The organism is Ralstonia mojiangensis (assembly GCF_023955645.1).
GTDB lineage: Bacteria > Pseudomonadota > Gammaproteobacteria > Burkholderiales > Burkholderiaceae > Ralstonia > Ralstonia mojiangensis.
Window position 1 is genome coordinate 1,190,731 of record NZ_JAMXHU010000001.1, and the last position, 20,968, is coordinate 1,211,698.

Sequence of the window (20,968 nt, forward strand, 5' to 3'; positions counted from 1 at the left end):
TGCCGTCCCTGCGGCCAATTAGGCGTTGCGCGACAGGGCCAGGCGCAGCAGGTCTGCCACCGTGTTCACGTTGAGCTTTTCCATGATGTTGGCGCGGTGCGCTTCCACCGTCTTGATGGAAATGCCCAGATCGTCGGCAATCTGCTTGTTCAGGCGGCCAGCGACGATGCGCTCCAGGACTTGCTGCTCGCGTGTGGTCAGGCGGCCGAGCAGGTCCTTGGCGGCCTTTTGCTCGCGGGCGACCGAGTCTTCGCTGCGGGCCTTGCTGAGCATGCGTTCAACCAGCTCGCGCAGTTCGGATTCGTCGAACGGCTTTTCAATGAAGTCCACCGCGCCTTTCTTCATGGTCGACACGGCCATCGGCACGTCGCCGTGGCCTGTGACGAAAACGATCGGCATGCGGCTGTTTTCGGCCAGCAGGCGATCCTGCAGTTCGGGGCCGCTCATGCCCTGCATGCGCACGTCGAGGATCAGGCAGCCGACGCCTTCGCCACGTTTGTCGTCGACCAGGAATTCTTCGGCACTGCGATAGGTGCGGACGGTGTAGCCGTTGCCTTCGAGCAGCCACGTCAACGAATCACGCATGGCTTCATCGTCATCGACGACGAACACGGTTTCGTTGCGCGGCGCAACTGCGGCGGGCGTTGTGCTCATGGAGGAGTCCTCGGTCTACGTTCTATGTTTTAAAAACGATTACAGCGGATTCAGCGGCAGGATGATTTTAAACGTACAGCCGATGCCATCGGCGTTGTTTTCTACCCAGAGCCTGCCGAGGTGGGATTCTATGATGGAGCGGCAGATATTCAGCCCCATCCCCATGCCGTCGGATTTTGTACTGAAGAACGGCTCGAACAGCCGCTCCTTGGTGCTGTCGTCCACGCCCGGGCCCTGGTCGATCACTTCGATCAGCACGGAATTTTCCGGGTCGTTGATCAGGTTGGCGTGCAGGCGCAGGACGCTGGCGGCGCGCAGGCGCGGGTGGGCGGCCATGGCTTCGGCGGCATTCTTGAGGAGATTGACGAGCACCTGCTCGATCAGCACCGGATCGACGTACAGATGCGGCAGGTCGCCCGGCAGGCGCGTGAGGATGGTGATGCCGCGCCGAGTGGCCTCCAGTTCGGCCAAGCCCACGGCGTCGGCGACGATGTCGCGCAGGTCGGATTCGCGCCGCTGCGGCTGGCTGCGTTTCACGAAGCCGCGGATGCGCTGGATGATGGTGCCGGCACGCACGGCCTGGGCGGAGGTCTTTTCCAGCACCGGAATCAACTCTTCCGGCGTGCTGCGCCCCGACTTCAGGCGGCCGACCGCACCCATGCAGTAGTTGTTGATAGCAGCGAGCGGCTGGTTCAGTTCGTGAGCGAGCGACGAGGCCATTTCGCCCATCGTCGTCAGACGGCTAGTGAACTGCAGACGCTCTTCGTGCTGGCGCGTCATCTCTTCAGCGGCTTTGCGCACGGTGATGTCGGTGGCGATCTGCATCTGCGCAAGATGGCCGTCGACCCACTGAATGTAGCGGCGCCGCACTTCAAACCATTTCTGCATCGACGGCACGTAGATTTCCCGCGCATCTGCCGCGTGCGGCGTCAGTTCGGAGGCGGGCAGGCCAGCGTAAGCGTCCACCAGGTCGAGCGCATCGCTGGAAACGTCTTCCGTGTTGACGTCGTTGCCGGAGAGCTGCAGGTGGCCGAACGCCTCCCAGCCAAAAAGCTGGCGGTAATAGCGGTTGGCGAACAGCAACTCGGCCTTGTCGGTCGAGAGCACCGACACGGCGGCGTCCAGGCTCTCAAGCACCGTGGTGAAGCGGTCGTGCGCGGCGGCCAGGTCTTCGCGGGCGCGCTTGGGCTCGGTGATGTCCGTGATGGAGCTCATCCACCCCGTGTGCCGGCCGCGTGCATCGATCAGCGGCGAGACGTACATCCGCGCATAGAAACTCGTGCCGTCGCGGCGCATCATGCGCAATTCCATGCCGTTGGCCGGCGCCTTGCCGCGCAGGGTCAGCTCGATGTGCTTCTGCATCTCGCCGATCTCATTGGGCGGCCAATACGGGAACGGCGGCATGCGGCCGACCAATTCGGCCTCCGTCCAGCCGATCATGCGGCAGAACGCGGGGTTCACATAGGTGATGCGGCCGTTGAGGTCGAGCGAGCGCATGCCGATCACCATGGAGTTCTCCATAGCGCGGCGGAACGACGTCTCCGCCAGCAATGCGCGCTGCGCCTCCGAGCGGCGGCTGGTGTGGCGCCATACGCTCCACAGGCTCCAGATCACGAAGCACGACAGGCCGGCCACCAGCCACATCAGCATGTTGTTGGGCAGGTTGGACGGTGCCGGATACGCCTCGGCACGCAGCGACAGCGAATGCCCCGGCGGATCCAGCAGCACTTCATACGACGCGGCGGCCTTGGGCACTGGCCGCAACGAAGTGCTCGCGCGGATCACGTTGTTCTTGTCGACCAGCGAAAACCGATAGCGGTCGGTCAACTCGCCCGGCAGCAGCTGCGTGAGGATGCCCGTGACCGAATACATGGCGCCCACCGTGCCCAGGAATTCGTTGTCGCGCACGATCGGCACTTCCATGAGCATGAAGCTTTCGCCGCGCTCGTTCTGGATGGGGCGGGAATAGACGGCGCGCTGCGTTTCACGGGCGGCGTCGTAGGCAGACTGGATTTCGGGCTCCAGCGGATGGTCGCGCGTTTCGCGCACGCGCGCGGTGAACTCGGAAGTGGCCGGGAACGCCCAGCGCGGGCGGCGCGTGGCATCGAGCCAGTTGATGAAGACGAGTTCAGGGTTCTCGCGCAAGAGCTGGCGGGCGGCATCGCGGTAGGCGCTCGGATCAAGCTGCGCGGCACCGATATCGCGCGCCAGGGCGGCCACTTGATCCTGATTGCTTTGCAGCGACAGGCGCACCTTCTGCTCGGCCCAAGCGGCATCTCGATAGAGGGCATCGCGCTGCTGCTGCACCTCGGTAGCGTGCAACTGATACAGGATGAAAATCATCGCGCCGGCAAACAGGACGATTGCCACCAGCGGGATGAACATGAACCAGTTGGTCGACCACAGCCGCCCCAGGCGCGTCAGCCACAGGCGGCGGGGCATGTTCGGGCGCACGATTTCGTCTGAAGGCAATTCAGACGCGTTTGCGGAAATGGGCGCAGGCGCAGCAGGCGTTGACGGCTCGGGCTTGGTGGCCGGGTCCTGCGAAGCGTGGGAGGGGGCAAGCATGATGGGCGGACGAACGCCGGAATTCTGCGGAGGTAAAGGAGTGGGCATCTGTGCAACTGCGCAAAACTAAGTGTAACGGCAATCAACTTGCGGGTCGCTTGGGGAAACCGCTTGGTGAGCTGTCTGGATCGCTCGAAAAATGCTGCAGTGCAATGTCAAAAGTGGTTTGTTTTGCGTTGCGGCAATATTCCACATTATAAAAAACCATATCGCAATTTGAAAATTCCGCTTGTGCTGCGTTTGCCGGTGCCCATAGAATCAGCGCAAAAGTCGGGGTGGCTCCCTGCGTGCGTGCGGACGCGCGTGGCAGGTGGGGTGCCTCACAAGAGACGCAACTACCGTTACTGCTACCAAGGAGACCGCCATGTCGGCCGTACCAGAACAAGTCCTGGGTGCCACGAGCGCCAGCGACGCTGATCCCCAGGAAACCAAGGAATGGCTGGAGGCGCTGCAAGGCGTCATCGGCGCGGAAGGCCCGCAACGTGCGGCGTTCCTCCTCGACAAGCAGATCGAATACGCACGCATTAACGGCGTGACGTCTCCGCTGCACGCAGAAACCCCCTATATCAATACGATCCCGGTCGAGAACCAGGACCGCATTCCTGGCAACCAGGAAATCGAGCACCGCATTCGCTCGTATACGCGCTGGAACGCCATGGCGATGGTGCTGCGTGCGAACAAGGACACCAACGTCGGCGGCCACATCTCGTCGTTCGCTTCGGCGGCCACGCTGTATGACGTCGGCTACAACCACTTCTGGCATGCCCCGTCGGACAAGCACGGCGGCGACATGGTCTTCGTGCAGGGCCACTCGGCGCCGGGCGTGTATTCGCGCGCCTTCCTGCTGGGCCGTCTGAGCGAGGAACAACTCGACAGCTTCCGTCAGGAAGTCGACGGCAAGGGCATCTCATCGTATCCGCACCCGTGGCTGATGCCGGATTTCTGGCAATTCCCGACCGTGTCGATGGGCCTCGGCCCGATCATGGCGATCTACCAGGCGCGATTCACCAAGTACCTGGCCAGCCGCGGCCTGATCCAGAACTGGGAAAACCGCAAGGTCTGGGCCTTCCTGGGCGATGGCGAAACCGACGAGCCGGAATCGCTGGGCGCGATCGGCATGGCCGGCCGTGAAAAGCTGGACAACCTCGTCTTCGTGATCAACTGCAACCTGCAGCGCCTGGACGGTCCGGTACGCGGTAACGGCAAGATCATTCAAGAACTGGAATCGGAATTCCGCGGCGCTGGCTGGAACGTCATCAAGGTCATCTGGGGCAGCCGCTGGGATCAACTGCTTGCCCGCGACACGAAGGGCCTGCTGATGAGCCGCATGATGGAATGCGTCGACGGCGAATACCAGACCTTCAAGTCGAAGAGCGGCGCTTATGTGCGCGAGTTCTTCTTCAACACGCCGGAGCTCAAGGCCATGGTGGCCGATTGGTCCGACGACGACATCTGGGCGCTGAACCGCGGCGGTCATGATCCGCACAAGATCTACGCGGCGTTCCAATCGGCGAGCAATCACAAGGGCCAGCCGACCGTCATTCTCGCCAAGACCATCAAGGGCTATGGCATGGGTGAGGCCGGCGAAGCGATGAACATCGCCCACCAGCAGAAGAAGATGCCGGTGGACGCTATCCGCAAGCTGCGTGATCGCTTCAACATTCCGGTTGCCGACGACCAGCTCGAGCACGTTCCGTACGTCAAGTTCGAAGAAGGCTCGAAGGAACTCGAATACATGCGCAAGGCTCGCATGGACCTGGGCGGCTACCTGCCGGCTCGCCGCCAGAAGGCCGACGCGCTGCAGATTCCCGCGCTGGCTGCGTTCGACGCGTTGCTCAAGGCCACCGGCGAAGGCCGCGAAGTGTCCACGACGATGGCCTTCGTGCGCATTCTGAACATCCTGCTGAAGGACAAGAACGTCGGTAAGCACGTCGTGCCCATCGTGCCGGATGAGTCGCGTACGTTCGGCATGGAAGGTCTGTTCCGTCAGGTCGGTATCTGGAACCAGGAAGGCCAGAAGTACGTGCCGCAGGATCACGACCAACTGATGTTCTACAAGGAATCGCAGACGGGTCAGGTGCTGCAGGAAGGCATCAACGAAGCTGGTGCCATGTGCGACTGGATTGCTGCCGCCACGTCGTATTCGACGCATGGTGTGGCGATGATCCCGTTCTACATCTACTACTCGATGTTCGGCATCCAGCGTATTGGCGACCTCTGCTGGGCCGCTGGCGACATGCGCTCGCGCGGCTTCCTGCTGGGCGGTACTGCTGGCCGTACCACGCTGAACGGCGAAGGCCTGCAGCACGAAGACGGCCACTCGCACGTGTACCACGCTGCCATCCCGAACTGCATCTCGTATGACCCGACCTTCCAGTACGAACTGGCGGTGGTGATGCAAGACGGCCTGCGTCGCATGTATGTCGAGCAGGAAGACGTCTATTACTACCTGACGGTGATGAACGAAAACTACGAGCACCCCGAAATGCCGGCGGGTGTCGAGGGCGACATCATCAAGGGCATGTACCAGTTCAAGAAGGGCGTCGAAAACAGCAACGCACCGCGCGTGCAACTGCTGGGTTCGGGCACGATCTTCCGTGAAGTGATTGCCGCTGCGGATCTGCTCAAGAAGGACTGGGGCGTCGAATCCGACCTGTGGGGCTGCCCGAGCTTTACCGAGCTGGCCCGCGAAGGTAACGCCATCGCACGCTGGAACCTGCTCAACCCGACCGAGCCGCAACGCGAGTCGCACGTCGAGAAGCTCCTCAAGAACGCACGCGGCCCGGTCATCGCTTCGACCGACTACGTTCGTACTTTTGCCGAGCAGATCCGCGCCTTTGTGCCGCGTCGCTACGTGGTGCTGGGCACCGACGGCTTCGGTCGCTCGGATACCCGCGAGAAGCTGCGTCACTTCTTCGAAGTGGACCGCTACTGGGTGACGGTCGCGTCGCTCAAGGCGCTCGCCGACGAAGGCGTGTTGCCGCGCGAAAAGGTGGCCGAGGCACTGAAGAAGTACAACCTCGATCCGAACAAGCCCAACCCGATGACCGTATAACGGAGCCGCCGGGCGCGTGGGCGTCCGGCCGGGCACCGCCCCGACAGACTTCCCGCAACGTGCATTTGCCTGCACGATGCGGTAGCCTGCGGGGCAACGCGTGTCCGCCGCCGGATGCTCTCGCCGCCAGACCCTCTGGAGACAGAAGAATGAGTCAAGTCGTAGAAATCAAGGTGCCGGACATCGGCGACTACAAAGACGTCCCGGTGATCGAAGTGCTGGTCAAGGCGGGCGATACCGTCAACGCCGAAGATTCGCTGGTTACGCTGGAATCGGACAAGGCGACCATGGACGTGCCCTCGCCCAAGAGCGGCGTCGTCAAGGAAGTGAAGATCAAGGTGGGTGACACCGTGTCGGAAGGCTCGCTGGTGCTGCTGCTCGAAGAGCAGGGCGCTGCCGCCGCGCCCGCCCCGGCGCCTCAAGCGGCACCCGCACCGGCTCCGGCCGCTGCGGCGCCGGCGCCCGCACCTGCCGCACAAGCTCCGGCCCCTGCGCCGGCTGCTGCGGGTGGCGGTACGGTTGAGGTGAAGGTGCCGGACATCGGCGACTACACCGACGTACCGGTCATTGAGATCAGCGTAAAGGTGGGCGACAAGGTTGAAGCCGAGCAGTCGCTGATTACGCTCGAATCCGACAAGGCCACGATGGATGTGCCGTCGCCGGCTGCCGGCACGGTCAAGGAAATCCGCGTGAAGGTTGGCGACGCCGTGTCGCAAGGCACGCTGATCGTCGTGCTGGAAGGCGCTGGCGGTGCCGCCGCTGCGCCCGCACCCGCACAAGCCCCGGCACCCGCACCGGCTGCCGCTGCACCGAGCCCGGCTCCCGCGGCTGCGCCCGCAGCTGCTCCGGCCGCAGCGCCCGCTACGTACACCGCCGACACCGTCGGTACGGTCGGCAAGGCGGCCCACGCCAGCCCCTCGGTGCGCAAGTACGCGCGTGAGCTGGGCGTCAATGTGAATCTCGTGGGCGGTACAGGTCCGAAGAATCGCATCACGCAGGAAGACGTGCAGCGCTACGTCAAGGGTGTGATGAGCGGTCAGGCCGCGGCACCGGGCAAGGCTGCCGCGGGTGCACCGGCCGGCGGTGGCGAGCTGAACCTGCTGCCATGGCCGAAGGTCGACTTCACCAAGTTCGGTCCGGTCGATCCGAAGCCGCTGTCGCGTATCAAGAAGATTTCCGGCGCGAACCTGCACCGCAACTGGGTCATGATTCCGCACGTCACCAACAACGACGAAGCGGACATCACCGAGCTGGAAGCCTTCCGTGTGCAGATGAACAAGGACCACGAAAAGGCCGGCGTGAAATTCACGATGCTGGCGTTCGTGATCAAGGCAGTCGTGGGTGCGCTGAAGAAATTCCCGACCTTCAACGCGAGCCTGGACGGCGACAACCTGGTCTTCAAGCAGTACTTCCACGTCGGCTTTGCGGCCGATACGCCCAACGGGCTCGTGGTGCCGGTGATCCGCGATGCGGACAAGAAGGGCCTGATCGACATCGCCAAGGAAATGGCCGACCTGTCGAAGGCGGCCCGCGAAGGCAAGCTCAAACCGGACCAGATGCAGGGCGGCTGCTTCTCGATTTCGTCGCTGGGTGGTATTGGCGGCACGAACTTCACGCCGATCATCAACGCACCGGAAGTGGCCATCCTTGGCCTGTCGCGTGGTTATCAGAAGCCCGTTTGGGACGGCAAGCAATTCGTGCCGCGCCTGACGCTGCCGCTGTCGCTGTCGTACGATCACCGCGTGATCGACGGCGCGGAGGCTGCACGCTTCAACGCGTATCTGGCCAGCGTGCTGGCGGACTTCCGCCGCGTCAGCCTGTAAGCCCACGCGGGCGCGGCACGCATCTGGCTTCGGGCCTGTGCGTGCCGGCCCGGTTGGGTTTGCAGCGGTCGGCGGACTGGTCAGTGGACTGATGGCGAGGACGACATGACGACGTGCGTGGTGGTCAAGAAAGACGGCGAAGTGGCGATTGCGGCCGATTCACTGGTGACGTTCGGCGATACGCGCCTGGCGCGTGGCTACGAGCAGAACCAGAAGATCTTCCAGGTGGGCGATTCTTTGATCGCGCTGGCGGGCACGACGGCCCACTTCCCGGTCATGCGGAGTCTGCTGGCGGGTCTGGCCGATGAGTGTCGCCTCGGCACGCGTGACGACGTCTTCCGGACCTTCCTCAAGGTGCATGAAAAGCTCAAGGACGAGTATTTCGTCAACACCAAGGAAGACGACGACGACCCCTACGAGTCGTCGCAGATCACCTGTCTGATCGCCAACGCAACCGGCATCTACGGCGTGTATTCGTACCGCGAGGTGTTTGCGTTCGACCGCTTCTGGGGCATCGGTTCGGGGCGCAACTTTGCGCTGGGAGCCATGTCGGCGGTATTTGATATGCCGGGCAAGTCCGCGGCGGACGTTGCACAGGTGGGCGTGTCCGCAGGCGTGGAGTTCGACAAGAGTTCGGGCGGCCCGATCGAGGTGCACACAGTCCGTCTGCAGGATTGAAAAGCGTCAGCGGGCCCAGGCGATGCCGGGTGCCGGCGACAAGAACAAGGAGTCAGGAATGAGCGTGGTGGAAATCAAGGTGCCGGACATCGGCGACTACAAGGACGTGGACGTCATTGAAGTGATGGTGAAGGCGGGCGATGCCGTCACCGTCGATCAGGCGCTGATTACGCTGGAAACCGACAAGGCCACCATGGACGTGCCGTCGGATGTGGCCGGCAAGATCGTCGAAGTCAAGATCAAGGTGGGCGACAAGGTCAGCCAAGGCACGGTGATTGCAACGGCGGAAGCTGGCGCGGCTGCGGCTCCGGCGCCTGCTCAAGCACCGGCTCCGGCCGCTGCACCTGCTGCCGCACCTGCAGCGTCGGCCCCCGCACCGCAAGCTGCCAAGCACGCCGGCGGCGCCGACATCGAATGCGACATGCTCGTCCTGGGCTCCGGCCCGGGCGGCTACTCGGCAGCCTTCCGCAGTGCGGACCTGGGCATGAACACTGTGCTGGTGGAGCGTTTCTCCACGCTTGGCGGCGTTTGCCTGAACGTGGGTTGTATCCCGTCGAAGGCGCTGCTGCACACGGTGGCAGTCATGGACGAAGTCAAGGCCATGGCCGCGCACGGCATTGTCTACAGCGAGCCCACGGTCGATATCAACCAACTGCGCAAGCACAAGGAATCCGTCATCGGCAAGCTGACCGGCGGGCTGGCCGGCATGGCAAAGGCTCGCAAGGTGCAGGTCGTGCGCGGCGTCGGCACGTTCCTCGATCCGAACCATCTGGAAGTCCAGCTGACGGATGGCGCTGGCAAAGCGACCACCGGTGAGAAGAAGGTCATCCGCTTCGCCAAGGCGATCATCGCTGCGGGTAGCGAGGCCGTGAAGCTGCCGTTCATTCCGGAAGATCCGCGCATCGTCGATTCCACCGGCGCGCTGGAGCTGCGCGAAGTGCCGGCCAAGATGCTGGTCATCGGTGGCGGCATCATCGGCCTGGAAATGGCCACGGTGTACAGCACGCTGGGCGCCCGCATCGACGTGGTGGAAATGCTCGACGGCCTGATGCAGGGCGCTGATCGCGACCTCGTCAAGGTGTGGGACAAGATGAATAAGGGTCGCTTCGACAAGGTCATGCTCAAGACCAAGACGGTCGGAGTGGAAGCCAAGCCGGACGGCATCTACGTCAAGTTTGAAGGCGAAGCTGCACCGGCTGAGCCGCAACGCTATGACACGGTGCTGGTGGCCGTGGGTCGTGCTCCGAACGGCAAGCGCATCGGCGCGGAAAAGGCCGGCGTGGCCGTAACCGACCGCGGCTTCATCGAAGTGGACAAGCAGCAGCGCACGAATGTGCCGCACATCTTCGCGATCGGCGACATCGTGGGTCAACCGATGCTGGCACACAAGGCCGTGCACGAAGGCCACGTGGCGGCCGAAGCTGCGCACGGCGAGAAGGCGTATTTCGACGCCAAGCAGATTCCGTCGGTCGCCTATACCGATCCGGAAGTAGCGTGGGCAGGCCTGACCGAAGACCAGTGCAAGGCGCAAGGCATCAAGTACGGCAAGGGCGTGTTCCCCTGGGCTGCATCGGGCCGCGCGATTGCCAACGGCCGTGACGAGGGCTTCACCAAGCTGATCTTCGACGAGGAAACCCACCGCATCATCGGTGGCGGCATCGTTGGAACGCATGCAGGCGATCTCATCGGCGAAATTTGCTTGGCCATCGAGATGGGCGCAGATGCCGTGGATATCGGCAAGACTATCCACCCGCATCCGACGTTGGGTGAATCGGTGGGGATGGCTGCAGAAATCTACGAAGGCGTTTGCACGGACGTGCCGCCCGCCCGTAAGCGCTGAAATGCAATTAACCGTCAGGTTTTAGGAGCCACCCTAAAATCCGGCTGGCAAAAAGGAAGGGCCGCTCGATTGGGCGGCCCTTTTTTTTGGGGGGGCGATGTGGCGGCGCGTCAGTGCCGAGGCTCAGCTGGACGCCGATGCCGACGTAGCAGACGCAGGGCTGCGATCAGGCGGCGCCATATCTGTTGTAACAACCCATGTCGACGGGCACGCCAGACGGCAATTCGTACCTGCAGGGCTTGCCAGGTCGGTGTTGCCTGCAGAGTGGCAACCATGCGCTGCTTCCAAGCCAGGAAGGCGGATTCCCAGCGGGCATACCAAGCGATCGTGTGCAATTGCGGTCGCACGGCGGCATAGATGCGTACACCCAGCCCCGTGCTGACGATTTTCGCTGCGACCAGAACTAAGGTGCCTGCAATGAGATGGCCCCGCGCGAGCACGTAGACGGCCGCCAGCTTGAATGGCAGCAACGCCAGCATAGGCAGGGCAAATGCGCAGAGAGCTTCGATAGGCTCCAGTTCTGCCAACTTTCGCTCCGCTGCTTGGACCCAGGAGTGGGCCACCAAGCGAGCGGTCGCCCGCTGCATGACGTTCCAGATCCACTCTTCTAACAGCAGGATGAGCGCAGCCGCGACGATCAGACTTCGCTTGGCGAGGGATTCGCGAGACATTGGGAAGGGGGAGGGGCGGTGGGCTGCAATACAGAATGGAGCGTCGGCCGCCTGCAAAGTTCGCAATTTGAAGGGCAGAGACGTTTCAGGCGCACATAAAAAACCCGGCCGAAGCCGGGCTAAAGGTACCCACTGATCACCACTGAGGACAGGTTTCGGTAGCGGGACCGAGGAGACAATCTAACGAACACGGTGGAATGGACCGCGGGGCGTGCGTTTCGGTTCCGCGCAAATGCGCGCAAACGACGTGTTTGGAGGAGTGGCTCGATGGCCAAAACAAAACGGGCCTCCCGAGGGAGGCCCGCTTGAACAACCGGGTAACTACGCTAGCCTAGCGCTTAGGCAGCAGTCGTTGCCGACTTCTTGCCGGTAGCAGCGCGCGCTTGGGCCGAAGCTTGGGCGGTTGCCTTGCTGGCGGCGTTGGCAGCAGCGTGGAAGTTGCTTTCAGCCAGTTCCACGGCTTGCTTGGTGGCCTTCTGCACCGAGTCGTAGGCGTTGTTGGCAGCCGACAGAGCCGACTTCACCAGGGCAACTGCCGATTCCGAACCGGCCGGAGCGTTCTTCGACACGTTGTCGACCAGCGCTTGCAGCTTGCGGCTGTTTTCAGCGATTTGCACTTCAGCAGCCTTGCTGAATTCGGTTTGCGTGTCCGAAGCGATTTCGTACAGGTGGCGGCTGTAAGCCAGAACCTTTTCAGCCAGCGGCTGCACAGCGGCGGTTTGCACCGACAGCAGCTCTTGAGCATCCTTAGCGGTCAGCGCCTTCTTGGCGTGTTCGACGTTCTCGGCCAGGGTAGCCTTGACGACTTGCAGGTTCAGCTCGACCAGCTTTTCGACGCCTTCAAATGCCTTGTTGGTCAGGCCGAAGAACGTTTCCAGGTTGGCCTTGTGCGCCGCAGCGATCTGTTCCTGAGTCAGCATGTTGTCTCTCCAAATACAAAGGTGGGTCGGGGAATCAAAATGAAAATTTAGATCGCCCAGATGTACAAAGCATGACGGTCAGCGTCGGGCCTTCCAGGCGACATCGCGATGAATTAGGGATGGTGCATCGCAACAATTTCATTGTTGTTGAATGTCAAACCAGTGTCAAGCGTCCTTTGTGCATCGCACAAAAATCAGAATTCGTTGATTTTTCGTGCACAGGAATTGCGCGACCAACCGTTTGGCGTAATTTTTTGTGGCAGAAAAATGCGCGTCCGTGGTGCAGGTGAAATGCATTTGACCACTTCGGGCGGTAATTCCGTCTCAAAAAACATACGAGTGCAGCGTAGGTTAGGATGCGCCCGAGTGCCATTTTTGTTGCGTTGCGATTTGTTATTCACATGCGGGCCTTCTACACCGACCATTTTGTTTTGCCGCTGCCGCCGGGCCATCGGTTTCCGATGCGCAAATACAGCGACCTGCGGGCACGGGTTTTGGCCGACGTGCCGGGGTTGTCCCTACATGAAGCGCCGCGCGCCGAGGACGACGCGTTGCTGCTGGCGCACACGCCCGAATATGTTGAGGCGGTAAGCGCCGGTCGGCTTGACCCGGTGCGCCAGCGCGAAATCGGCTTTCCCTGGTCGCCGGAAATGGTGGAGCGCAGCCGCCGGTCGGCCGGCGCCACGATGGCCGCGAGCGAGGCCGCGTTGGCGGATGGGATTGCTGTCAACCTGGCGGGCGGGACGCACCACGCCTACGCGGAAAAGGGCGGCGGATTCTGTGTATTTAATGACGCAGCCATTGCCTCGCGCTGGATGCAGCGCCAATCAGGCAGGACGCCGGCGGATTTTCCGGTCGCCATCATTGATCTGGATGTACATCAGGGCAACGGCACGGCGTCGATCCTGCGCGATGACGCCACCGTTTTCACCTTGTCGCTGCACGGCGAGAAAAACTACCCGTTCCGCAAGGAGGCGTCGGACCTGGACGTCGGCCTGCACGATGGCTGCGGCGACGAAGACTATTTGCAAGCGCTGACCGGCGCACTCGACATCCTGGCTGGGCGCTTCAAGCCGCAGTTGATGATCTATCTGGCCGGCGCGGATCCGCACGAGGGCGATCGGCTCGGCCGGCTCAAACTGACGCTGCAGGGCTTGGCCCGGCGCGACCAGGAAGTCTTCGATTTCGCGTATCAACGGCGCATACCGATTGCCGTTACCATGGCGGGCGGCTACGGCAACAATATCGACGATACCGTGGCCGTCCACGCGCAGACCATCGCGCTGGCTGCCCGGCACGCACAGCGTTGGGCGGCTCGCGACGAGGCCGCCGCCGCATCGAATTCTCTTCCGCTTTCCGCATGACCCAAGCGTCTTCCGTCGCGCCAGCCTCAGCGCGTGGCTCTCTGTTTTTTGTCGCCATGCCGTGGCTGTTCGTGCTGATCTGGAGCACGGGCTTTATCGTGGCCAAGTACGGGATGCCGTACGCCGAGCCGATCACGTTCCTGTTTTTACGCTTCGTGGGCGTGCTGGTGTGCCTGCTGCCGCTGGTCTGGCTTGCGCGCGTACCGCTGCCGCGCCACGCCGGAACAGGCGAAACCGACTGGGCGGCCGTCGGCCACATCGCTGTGGCCGGCTTGCTGATGCAATGGGGCTACCTGGCGGGCGTCTGGGCAGCGGTCAAGCTCGGCATGCCGGCAGGCATGACGGCGCTGATCGTCGGCATGCAGCCGATTCTGACTGCGCTGTATGTATCAATGCGCGGCGAGCGTGTGTCGAATCGCCAATGGTTGGGATTGCTCTGCGGCATCGCCGGCGTGGGTCTGGTCGTGGCCAACAAGCTGCATCTGGCGGGCGTCGGCGTGACGACGCTTGCGCTTTGCGTGGGCGCGCTGCTGTCGATCACCGTCGGCACGCTGTATCAAAAGCGCCATTGCCCGGTGTTCGACCTGCGGATGGGGGCGTGCATTCAGTTCGGGGCATCGGCGCTGCTGTGTCTGCCGTTCATGTTTGTGTTTGAGACGCGTGAGGTGCATTGGACGCTGCCGATGATCGGCTCGCTGGTCTGGTCGGTGCTGGCGCTGTCGATTGGGGCGATCTCACTGCTGTTTGTGCTGATCCGCAAAGGCGCGGCCACAAAGGTGACGTCGCTCCTGTATCTCACACCGCCGACGACCGCTGTGATGGCCTGGGCGCTGTTTGGCGAACGTTTTCCGCCGCTCGCCGCGTTGGGCATGGTGATTGCCGCGTGCGGTGTGGCGCTCGTCATCCGCAAGTGACCGAGGCTCAGCGGCTGGCGTATCCTGATCACTTTCCACCGCCACCTGCCCGCTGCCCATGAGCACGCCACGCCAGACGCGCGACGACTATCGCCACTTCCAAACCATCACCACGCGCTGGATGGACAACGACGTCTACGGCCACGTCAACAACGTCGTCTATTACAGCTACTTCGACACCGTGGTGAACGCCTACCTGATTGAGCGGGGCGTGCTGAACCCCGAGCGCAGCGACACCATCGGCCTTGTCATCGAGACGCAATGCAATTACTTCGCGCCGTTGTCGTTTCCCGACCCGGTTGTGGCTGGGCTGCGCGTTGCGCGCCTTGGCAATACGAGCGTGCGCTATGAGGTAGGCTTGTTCCGCGGCGACGCGCAAGAGGCCGCAGCGCAGGGCCATTTCGTGCACGTCTACGTTGACCGCGAAACGCGTCGGCCGGTGGCGCTGCCGGGTGCACTGCGTGCTGTGCTCGAGCCGCTTGCCTCCAATATCACTGCTTGAAATTTTGCGCATCGCCATGACCGACCGACGGTCCACCTCCGCAGAAGTCGAACTTGTCGATCAGGCCATCACGTCGCGTCGGTCTGTTCGCGCGTTCCTGCCTACGCCGGTGGCGCGTGAAGACATCGAATCGATCCTTGATGTCGCGCGCCGTGCGCCGTCAGGCAGCAACACGCAGCCATGGAAGGTGTATGTGCTGACGGGCGAATCGAAGGCGCGCTTGTCCGAATCTGTATTGGCGGCGTATGAACACCCGGAGGCCAATACGCTGCATCGCGAGGAGTATCCGTACTACCCGCGCACATGGATTGATCCGTACCAGAGTCGGCGCCGCAAGGTCGGTTGGGATCTCTATGGCTTGCTCGGCATCGAGCGCGCCAACAAGGAGCGCATGCACGCGCAGCACGCGCGCAACTTCCGCTTCTTCGATGCGCCGGTCGGCATCATCTTCACGATCGACCGGGTGATGGAGCAGGGCAGCTGGCTGGATTACGGCATGTTTCTGGAAGCCGTGATGGTGGGTGCGCGTGCTCGCGGCATCGATACGTGTCCACAGGCTGCTTTCACCCAGTTCCATCGGATCATTGCCGAGCATCTGCGGTTGACCGATGACGAAATGGTCGTCTGCGGTATGTCGATGGGTTACGCGAATCCTGCAGCCATCGAGAACACCCTCGTCACCGAACGTGCACCTGTCTCCGACTTCACTCGCTTCCTCGACTGACGTCGTCATCCCGCCGCAGCCTGCACGCTACAGCGCACATCTTCGCGCAAAGCGAGAATTGGCGGTGAAAAGTCCTCGAATTATGTCAACAGATACGACCGATCCATCGTTAGACTTTGATCTGCGACTCTGCGTATGACGCGCGCGTGTTGTGAGGAAGTGTTGGGGCTGGTTGTAAACCGTGATTGTCGGCATCTGCGACGGAACTCACGGGGTACCTTCAGCGTCCGTTGCTGATTCCGCACCGCACATCATGTGCGGCCTAAGCAACTTTCTTCGCGATTGGAACTTTGCCACAGTAGACAATTGCGTCGAAATGATGACCGAATGATAAGGCTCCAGAGGTCAAACTTTAAGGCCGTGAGCTAAGTCCTTCATCTTGCTAAGAATTTTGTTTTTGCCTACACTTGCGCCATCTCACGCGCGGGTGATCGAACCATGTCACGGTCTGTTTCCTCATTTTTTCGACGTCTCGGCTTTATTTCGCTGATGACCGTCGCGCTCGCCGCCGTCTCCGTCGCTACCGTGGCCAACGCCGCCACGACCGACAAAAAGCCCGCCGCCAGCAAGAAAGCCAAAGTCAAATCCACGGGCAAGACCGTCGTCAATCGCAAGGCCAGCGCCAAAGTCGCGGCTGCGAGCAGCGATGACGTCGCGTCCTCCAAAGTCCGCAAGGTCGTCACCGTCAAAGGCAAGCGCCGTGTGATCATGGTCGAGCGCGGTGCACGTCCGGTGCGCGCAGCCTTTGTGCCGGCGTCCCCGACGCTTGGCGAGGCGATGGGTCTGCGTTCGACGCCCGACGCGCTGGCGCTGCGTTCCTCCGTCGCGCTGGTGATGGACCAGAACAACGGCGAGGTGCTGTTCCAGAAGAATTCGTCGGCCGTGCTGCCGATTGCCTCGATCACGAAGCTGATGACTGCGCTGGTCGTGACCGACGCTCATCAACCGATGGACGAGCTGCTTGAAATCACCGATGAAGATCGCGACTACGAGCGCAACACCGGCTCGCGTCTGCGCTTCGGCACGATGCTCACGCGTGAGGATCTGCTGCTGCTGGCGCTGATGTCGTCGGAAAACCGCGCAGCCTCGGCGCTGGGCCGTAACTATCCGGGCGGTCGTCTGGCATTCGTTGCCGCCATGAACCGCAAGGCGCATGAGCTGGGCATGAACGACACGCACTATGTCGATTCGAACGGCCTGTCTAGCAGCAACGTGTCGAGCGCGCAGGATCTCGCCAAGATTGTGATGGCTGCCTATAAGGTGCCGACCATTCGCCAATTCACGACCACGCCCGAACATACGGTCAATGCCAACGGCCGCACGCTGCACTACGTCAACACCAATCGTCTGGTGCGTGGCGGCGAATGGGATATCGGTCTTCAGAAGACCGGTTTCATCAACGAAGCCGGCCGCTGCCTCGTGATGCAGGCCAACGTGCACGGCCGCAACGTTGTAATGGTGTTCCTGGATTCGGCTGGCAATCTCACACGCTTTGCGGATGCCACACGCGTGCGCAATTGGCTGGAGCGCAATCCGCACATCGAGCCGGCCACGCAAGCTGCTGCGCCGTTGCGGAATGTACCTGTGTCGACGCAGCCCACAACCGTGCTGGCATCGGAGCAGCACGGCGCGTGAGCCTCGGCGTCACCTAACAAAAAAGCGCGTCATCGAACGCGCTTTTTTGTTGGCTAAACCGGCGGCTCACTCTGCGCGTACGGCGTCCTCGTCGTACGTGTAACCCATGCCTTTGGAAATCTGTAGCGCGGTGTCCTTGAGGTTGTCGAGCCAGCTGTCCTGCAAGCGGTCTGCCGGTGCAGACAGCGATAGACCTGCTACCAGCCGCCGCGAATCGTCATAAATACCGGCAGCGATGCAGCGTACGCCGAGTTCCAGCTCTTCGTTGTCGCGTGCGTAGCCGTTGGTGCGCACCCAGTTGAGTTCGCGTTCGAGCTTGGGCAAGTCCGTGATCGAGGTGCGAGTGTGACCAGACAAACCGGTACGCGTGGCATAGGCTCGCACACGGCCGAGTTCGTCTGCAGCCAGGAACAGCTTGCCAACCGAAGTCAAATGCAGCGGCGCGCGGCCACCGATAGCGCGCACCACCTGCATGCCCGAGCGCTCGGAATAGGCGCGCTCGATGTAGACGATCTCATCGCCCTGGCGTACCGAGAGGTTGACGGTCTGGCCGGTCAGACGATGCAGGGCACGCATGGGCGCGAGCGCCGCTTCACGTACCGAGAGGCGTGCCTTGACGAGGTTGCCGAGCTCCAGCAAACGCATGCCGAGCCGGTAGCTGCCCGGGTCGGAGCGATCGACGAAGCGGCAAGCCACCATGTCGTTCAGGATGCGATGCGCGGTCGACGGGTGCAGGCCGGTGCTAGCGGACAGCGCTTTCAGGCTGACCGGATCGGCGTGATCGGCAAGCGCGTCGAGCAGCATCATCATGCGTTCGATGACCTGGATGGACGTCTTGCCGGGGTCCTTGTCTGCTTCTGCCATGGGTGCAGTGGGTTGCGGATGCGATGCAAAATTCTATCCCACGATGTGAAAATGCGCACCATCCCGACGCATGATTCTGTGTATTTTCGAGGGCTTTTTCAGTCGGCCGCAGGCTGTGCTTGGTAGGGCCTCGTGAAGCACACTCACCGCTGACATGAAGAAGTTCTGTGCCTTGAAGTCCGCGTTGGACGGGGCGGCGGGCGCATAATGGCGGCTTCCCGCAGAACACAAGAGACTCCCATGCGCGTAGGTTTGTTCGTCACTTGCCTCATTGATCTGATGCGGCCCGACATCGGGTTTTCGGTGCTCAAGCTGCTGGAAAAGGCTGGCTACGACGTCGTTGTGCCGCCTGCGCAGACCTGCTGCGGCCAGCCCGCCTACAACTCGGGCGATCGGCCGCTGGCGCGCGATCTGGCGGAGAAAACGCTCAAGGAATTCGAACAGTTCGATTACGTCGTCATCCCGTCTGGTTCGTGCGGCGGCATGATTCGCAAGGGCTACGCCGATCTCTTTCGAGACGATCCAGAGCTCGCGGGCCGCTACGAGCGCTTGGCGCCGCGTGTGTATGAGTTAACTGACTTTCTCGTCAACGTGGCGCGTATCGAGACGCTCGATTCCGAATTTCACGGCCACGTGACGTATCACGATTCGTGCTCCGGCCTGCGCGAGTTGGGCGTGAAGGCGCAGCCGCGCGAACTGCTCGGCAAACTGCCGGGTGTGCAGCTGACCGAGATGCCCGCATGCGAAGCGTGCTGCGGTTTCGGCGGCACGTTCTCGATCAAGTACGGCGATATCTCCACTGCCATTGCGGATGAGAAATGCGCCAACATCAAGACCAGCGGCGCGGATGCGGTGGTGCTCGGCGACGTTGGCTGCATGCTCAACATCGAAGGCCGGCTGCGCCGTACGGGCGACACGCAGACGCGCGTGCTGCACATCGCGCAAGTCCTTGCCGGCGACGCGTAAATCGCAACGCCAAGAACACGACGGAGACGCAATCGCATGCAAGTCCGCAGCATGGAATTCAAGGCGCGCGCCGGGCAGAAGCTCGCCGACAAGCGCCTGCAACAGAACCTCACCAAGCTCTCAACCAAGTTCGTCACCGCGCGCGCGGCGGCCATCCAAGACATCGATTTTCCAGCCACGCGTGAAGCGCTGAAGGAGCGCCGCAACCGCGCGCTGGAAAACCTCGACGTCTGGCTCGCCACGTTCGAGGCGGAGGCCACGCGCCGTGGCGCCAAGGTCCTGTTTGCGGAAACCACGGCAGATGCCGCGCGCCTAGTCGCAGAAATCGCCCGCAAGCATGAGGTGAAGAAGGTCATCAAGAGCAAGTCGATGGTGACCGAAGAGATGCGCCTGAACCAGGTGCTCGGCGAGATGGGCGTGCAGAGCATCGAGACCGATCTGGGCGAGTACATCCTGCAGATCAATGACAGCGAGCCGCCGTCGCACATCATTGCGCCGGTGGTGCACAAGGACAAGGAGGAGATTGCTGATCTCTTCGCCAAGACGCACAACAAGCCGCGCCTGACGGACATCCCTGAGATGACGCGCGAGGCCCGCGAAGTGCTGCGGCCGCAGTTTCTGTCCGCTGACATGGGCGTGACCGGTGGCAACTTCATCATTGCCGAGACGGGTTCCGTTGCCGTCGTCACCAATGAGGGCAACGAAGGCATGTGCACGATTCTGCCGCGCGTGCACGTTGCCGTGACGGGCATCGAGAAGGTGCTGCCGACGCTCGAAGATCTGGCCACCGTCATGCGCCTGCTGCCGCGTTCGGCCACGGGGCAGGCGATCTCGAATTATTTCTCGCTGCTCACAGGCCCGCGCGCGCCCGGCGAGAAGGATGGCCCCGAGCATATGTATTTCGTCATCGTCGACGGCGGTCGTAGCGGCCTCATCGGCGGCGACTTCCAGGAGATGCTGCGCTGTATCCGATGCGGCGCGTGCATGAACCATTGCCCGGTCTATCAGAAGATCGGCGGCCATGCGTACGGTTGGGTGTATCCGGGCCCGATGGGCAGCGTGCTGACGCCAAGCTACGTTGGGCTGTCTAACGCGTTGGACCTTCCGCAAGCGGCCACGCTGTGCGGCGAATGCAACCGCGTGTGCCCTGCGTCCATCCCGTTGTCGGATTTGCTGCGCACGCTGCGCGAGAAACAAATGGAGCGCGAACTGCGCCCGCAATCGGAGCGCCTTGGCTTGCGCATGTGGGGCTTCATGGCACGGCGACCGGCACTGTACTCAGCCGGCACCTGGGTTGCCGCACGCGTGCTGCGCTGGATGGGCGGTGACAAGAAGCTGATCCATTCGCTGCCCGTCGGAAAAGGTTGGACCGACACACGTGACATGCCGGCCCCCCCGGGTAAAACGTTCCGCGAGCTGTACCGTGAAAAGAAGGCCCGAGCATGACCACCGCCGAATCCCTCCAGACACTGCGCGACGCGCTTGATCGTCACGCAAAGTCGCCCGACCTGCCGCGCTTGCTCAACCAGTGGCGCGACGATGCCGTGCTCGCGCCGTTGGCGGTCTTGCCGCCGGCGTACGACCAGGTGCGGCGTTCCTTGCTGCAGCGGCTGGACATGGCGGTGTCGTTTGGCGAGGAAAGCTGCTCGTTCTCGCCATCGTCGTTGCTCGCGGAAATGCGGTTGTGGACGGACAAGGCTGAGGCCAAGCTCGCCAGCATGTAATCGAGAGGCGACATGGAACGCGGGATGCGTGCTAGTGTCTGAGAGCTTATTCCCGTGTCAACCCAG

17 protein-coding genes are annotated in these 20,968 nt (G+C 62.3%); 12 read left to right on the top strand and 5 right to left on the bottom strand.

Annotated elements, in window-relative coordinates; genetic code table 11:
* Positions 1-18: 18 nt before the first annotated feature.
* Both NG898_RS05840 and NG898_RS05845 read right to left on the bottom strand, forming a co-directional pair.
* A complete protein-coding gene (locus tag NG898_RS05840) occupies positions 19-654 on the bottom strand; it encodes a response regulator transcription factor (protein WP_024975528.1) in 636 nt (211 codons plus the stop codon).
* 39 nt (positions 655-693) lie between these two features.
* Complete coding sequence (locus NG898_RS05845) at positions 694-3,222, bottom strand: PAS domain S-box protein (RefSeq protein ID WP_252691461.1); 2,529 nt, start codon at positions 3,220-3,222, stop codon at positions 694-696.
* Positions 3,223-3,586: 364 nt separating this feature from the next.
* Between NG898_RS05845 and aceE the strand changes: the two genes are divergently transcribed.
* The 4 genes from aceE to lpdA all read left to right on the top strand — a co-directional run bounded on the left by aceE (position 3,587) and on the right by lpdA (position 10,618).
* Positions 3,587-6,277 carry a pyruvate dehydrogenase (acetyl-transferring), homodimeric type gene (gene aceE / locus NG898_RS05850; protein ID WP_252691462.1) on the top strand — a complete coding sequence of 897 codons (2,691 nt, stop codon included), beginning with the start codon at positions 3,587-3,589 and terminating at the stop codon, positions 6,275-6,277.
* Between the two features lie 149 nt (positions 6,278-6,426).
* The gene (gene aceF / locus NG898_RS05855; protein WP_252691463.1) at positions 6,427-8,100 is read left to right on the top strand and encodes a dihydrolipoyllysine-residue acetyltransferase; all 1,674 of its coding nucleotides are present in this window, start codon (positions 6,427-6,429) and stop codon (positions 8,098-8,100) included.
* 105 nt (positions 8,101-8,205) lie between these two features.
* Positions 8,206-8,778: an Ntn hydrolase family protein gene (locus NG898_RS05860; RefSeq protein WP_252691464.1), complete on the top strand. Its 573-nt coding sequence runs from the start codon at positions 8,206-8,208 to the stop codon at positions 8,776-8,778.
* A gap of 58 nt (positions 8,779-8,836) precedes the next feature.
* Positions 8,837-10,618 (top strand): dihydrolipoyl dehydrogenase, encoded by a 1,782-nt coding sequence (lpdA, locus tag NG898_RS05865; RefSeq protein WP_252691465.1) that lies wholly within the window; start codon positions 8,837-8,839, stop codon positions 10,616-10,618.
* A 110-nt stretch (positions 10,619-10,728) separates the two neighbouring features.
* Here the strand turns inward: lpdA and NG898_RS05870 are convergent, their stop codons facing one another.
* A complete protein-coding gene (locus NG898_RS05870) occupies positions 10,729-11,289 on the bottom strand; it encodes a hypothetical protein (protein ID WP_252691466.1) in 561 nt (186 codons plus the stop codon).
* A gap of 338 nt (positions 11,290-11,627) precedes the next feature.
* The gene (locus NG898_RS05875; RefSeq protein WP_024975535.1) at positions 11,628-12,209 is read right to left on the bottom strand and encodes a phasin family protein; all 582 of its coding nucleotides are present in this window, start codon (positions 12,207-12,209) and stop codon (positions 11,628-11,630) included.
* A 356-nt stretch (positions 12,210-12,565) separates the two neighbouring features.
* Here NG898_RS05875 and NG898_RS05880 point away from each other — a divergent pair, with 356 nt between their 5' ends.
* From NG898_RS05880 to pbpG, 5 genes are all read left to right on the top strand, one after another.
* Positions 12,566-13,573: a histone deacetylase family protein gene (locus NG898_RS05880; protein WP_252691467.1), complete on the top strand. Its 1,008-nt coding sequence runs from the start codon at positions 12,566-12,568 to the stop codon at positions 13,571-13,573.
* Positions 13,570-14,487, top strand: coding sequence for a DMT family transporter (locus NG898_RS05885; RefSeq protein ID WP_252691468.1), 918 nt, complete (start codon positions 13,570-13,572; stop codon positions 14,485-14,487). Before NG898_RS05880 ends, NG898_RS05885 begins: the two co-directional genes overlap by 4 nt.
* Positions 14,488-14,545: 58 nt before the next feature.
* Positions 14,546-14,989 carry an acyl-CoA thioesterase gene (locus NG898_RS05890; protein WP_252691469.1) on the top strand — a complete coding sequence of 148 codons (444 nt, stop codon included), beginning with the start codon at positions 14,546-14,548 and terminating at the stop codon, positions 14,987-14,989.
* A 16-nt stretch (positions 14,990-15,005) separates the two neighbouring features.
* Positions 15,006-15,713 (top strand): nitroreductase, encoded by a 708-nt coding sequence (locus NG898_RS05895; protein ID WP_252691470.1) that lies wholly within the window; start codon positions 15,006-15,008, stop codon positions 15,711-15,713.
* A 438-nt stretch (positions 15,714-16,151) separates the two neighbouring features.
* Positions 16,152-17,348: a D-alanyl-D-alanine endopeptidase gene (gene pbpG / locus NG898_RS05900; protein ID WP_252691471.1), complete on the top strand. Its 1,197-nt coding sequence runs from the start codon at positions 16,152-16,154 to the stop codon at positions 17,346-17,348.
* A gap of 66 nt (positions 17,349-17,414) precedes the next feature.
* Here pbpG and NG898_RS05905 read toward each other — a convergent pair whose 3' ends face one another.
* Positions 17,415-18,212 carry an IclR family transcriptional regulator gene (locus tag NG898_RS05905; RefSeq protein ID WP_092970144.1) on the bottom strand — a complete coding sequence of 266 codons (798 nt, stop codon included), beginning with the start codon at positions 18,210-18,212 and terminating at the stop codon, positions 17,415-17,417.
* A 240-nt stretch (positions 18,213-18,452) separates the two neighbouring features.
* On the opposite strand from NG898_RS05905, the gene NG898_RS05910 reads away from it, so the two are divergent.
* From NG898_RS05910 to NG898_RS05920, 3 genes are read left to right on the top strand one after another with little or no spacing between them, the layout of a single operon-like run.
* Positions 18,453-19,178 carry a (Fe-S)-binding protein gene (locus NG898_RS05910; protein WP_252691472.1) on the top strand — a complete coding sequence of 242 codons (726 nt, stop codon included), beginning with the start codon at positions 18,453-18,455 and terminating at the stop codon, positions 19,176-19,178.
* Between the two features lie 36 nt (positions 19,179-19,214).
* The gene (locus NG898_RS05915) at positions 19,215-20,624 is read left to right on the top strand and encodes a LutB/LldF family L-lactate oxidation iron-sulfur protein (RefSeq protein WP_252691473.1); all 1,410 of its coding nucleotides are present in this window, start codon (positions 19,215-19,217) and stop codon (positions 20,622-20,624) included.
* Entirely contained in the window at positions 20,621-20,902 is a 282-nt protein-coding gene (locus tag NG898_RS05920; RefSeq protein WP_252691474.1) for a hypothetical protein, read from the top strand. The genes NG898_RS05915 and NG898_RS05920 overlap by 4 nt, the downstream gene beginning before the upstream one ends.
* The last annotated feature ends 66 nt before the right edge of the window (positions 20,903-20,968 follow it).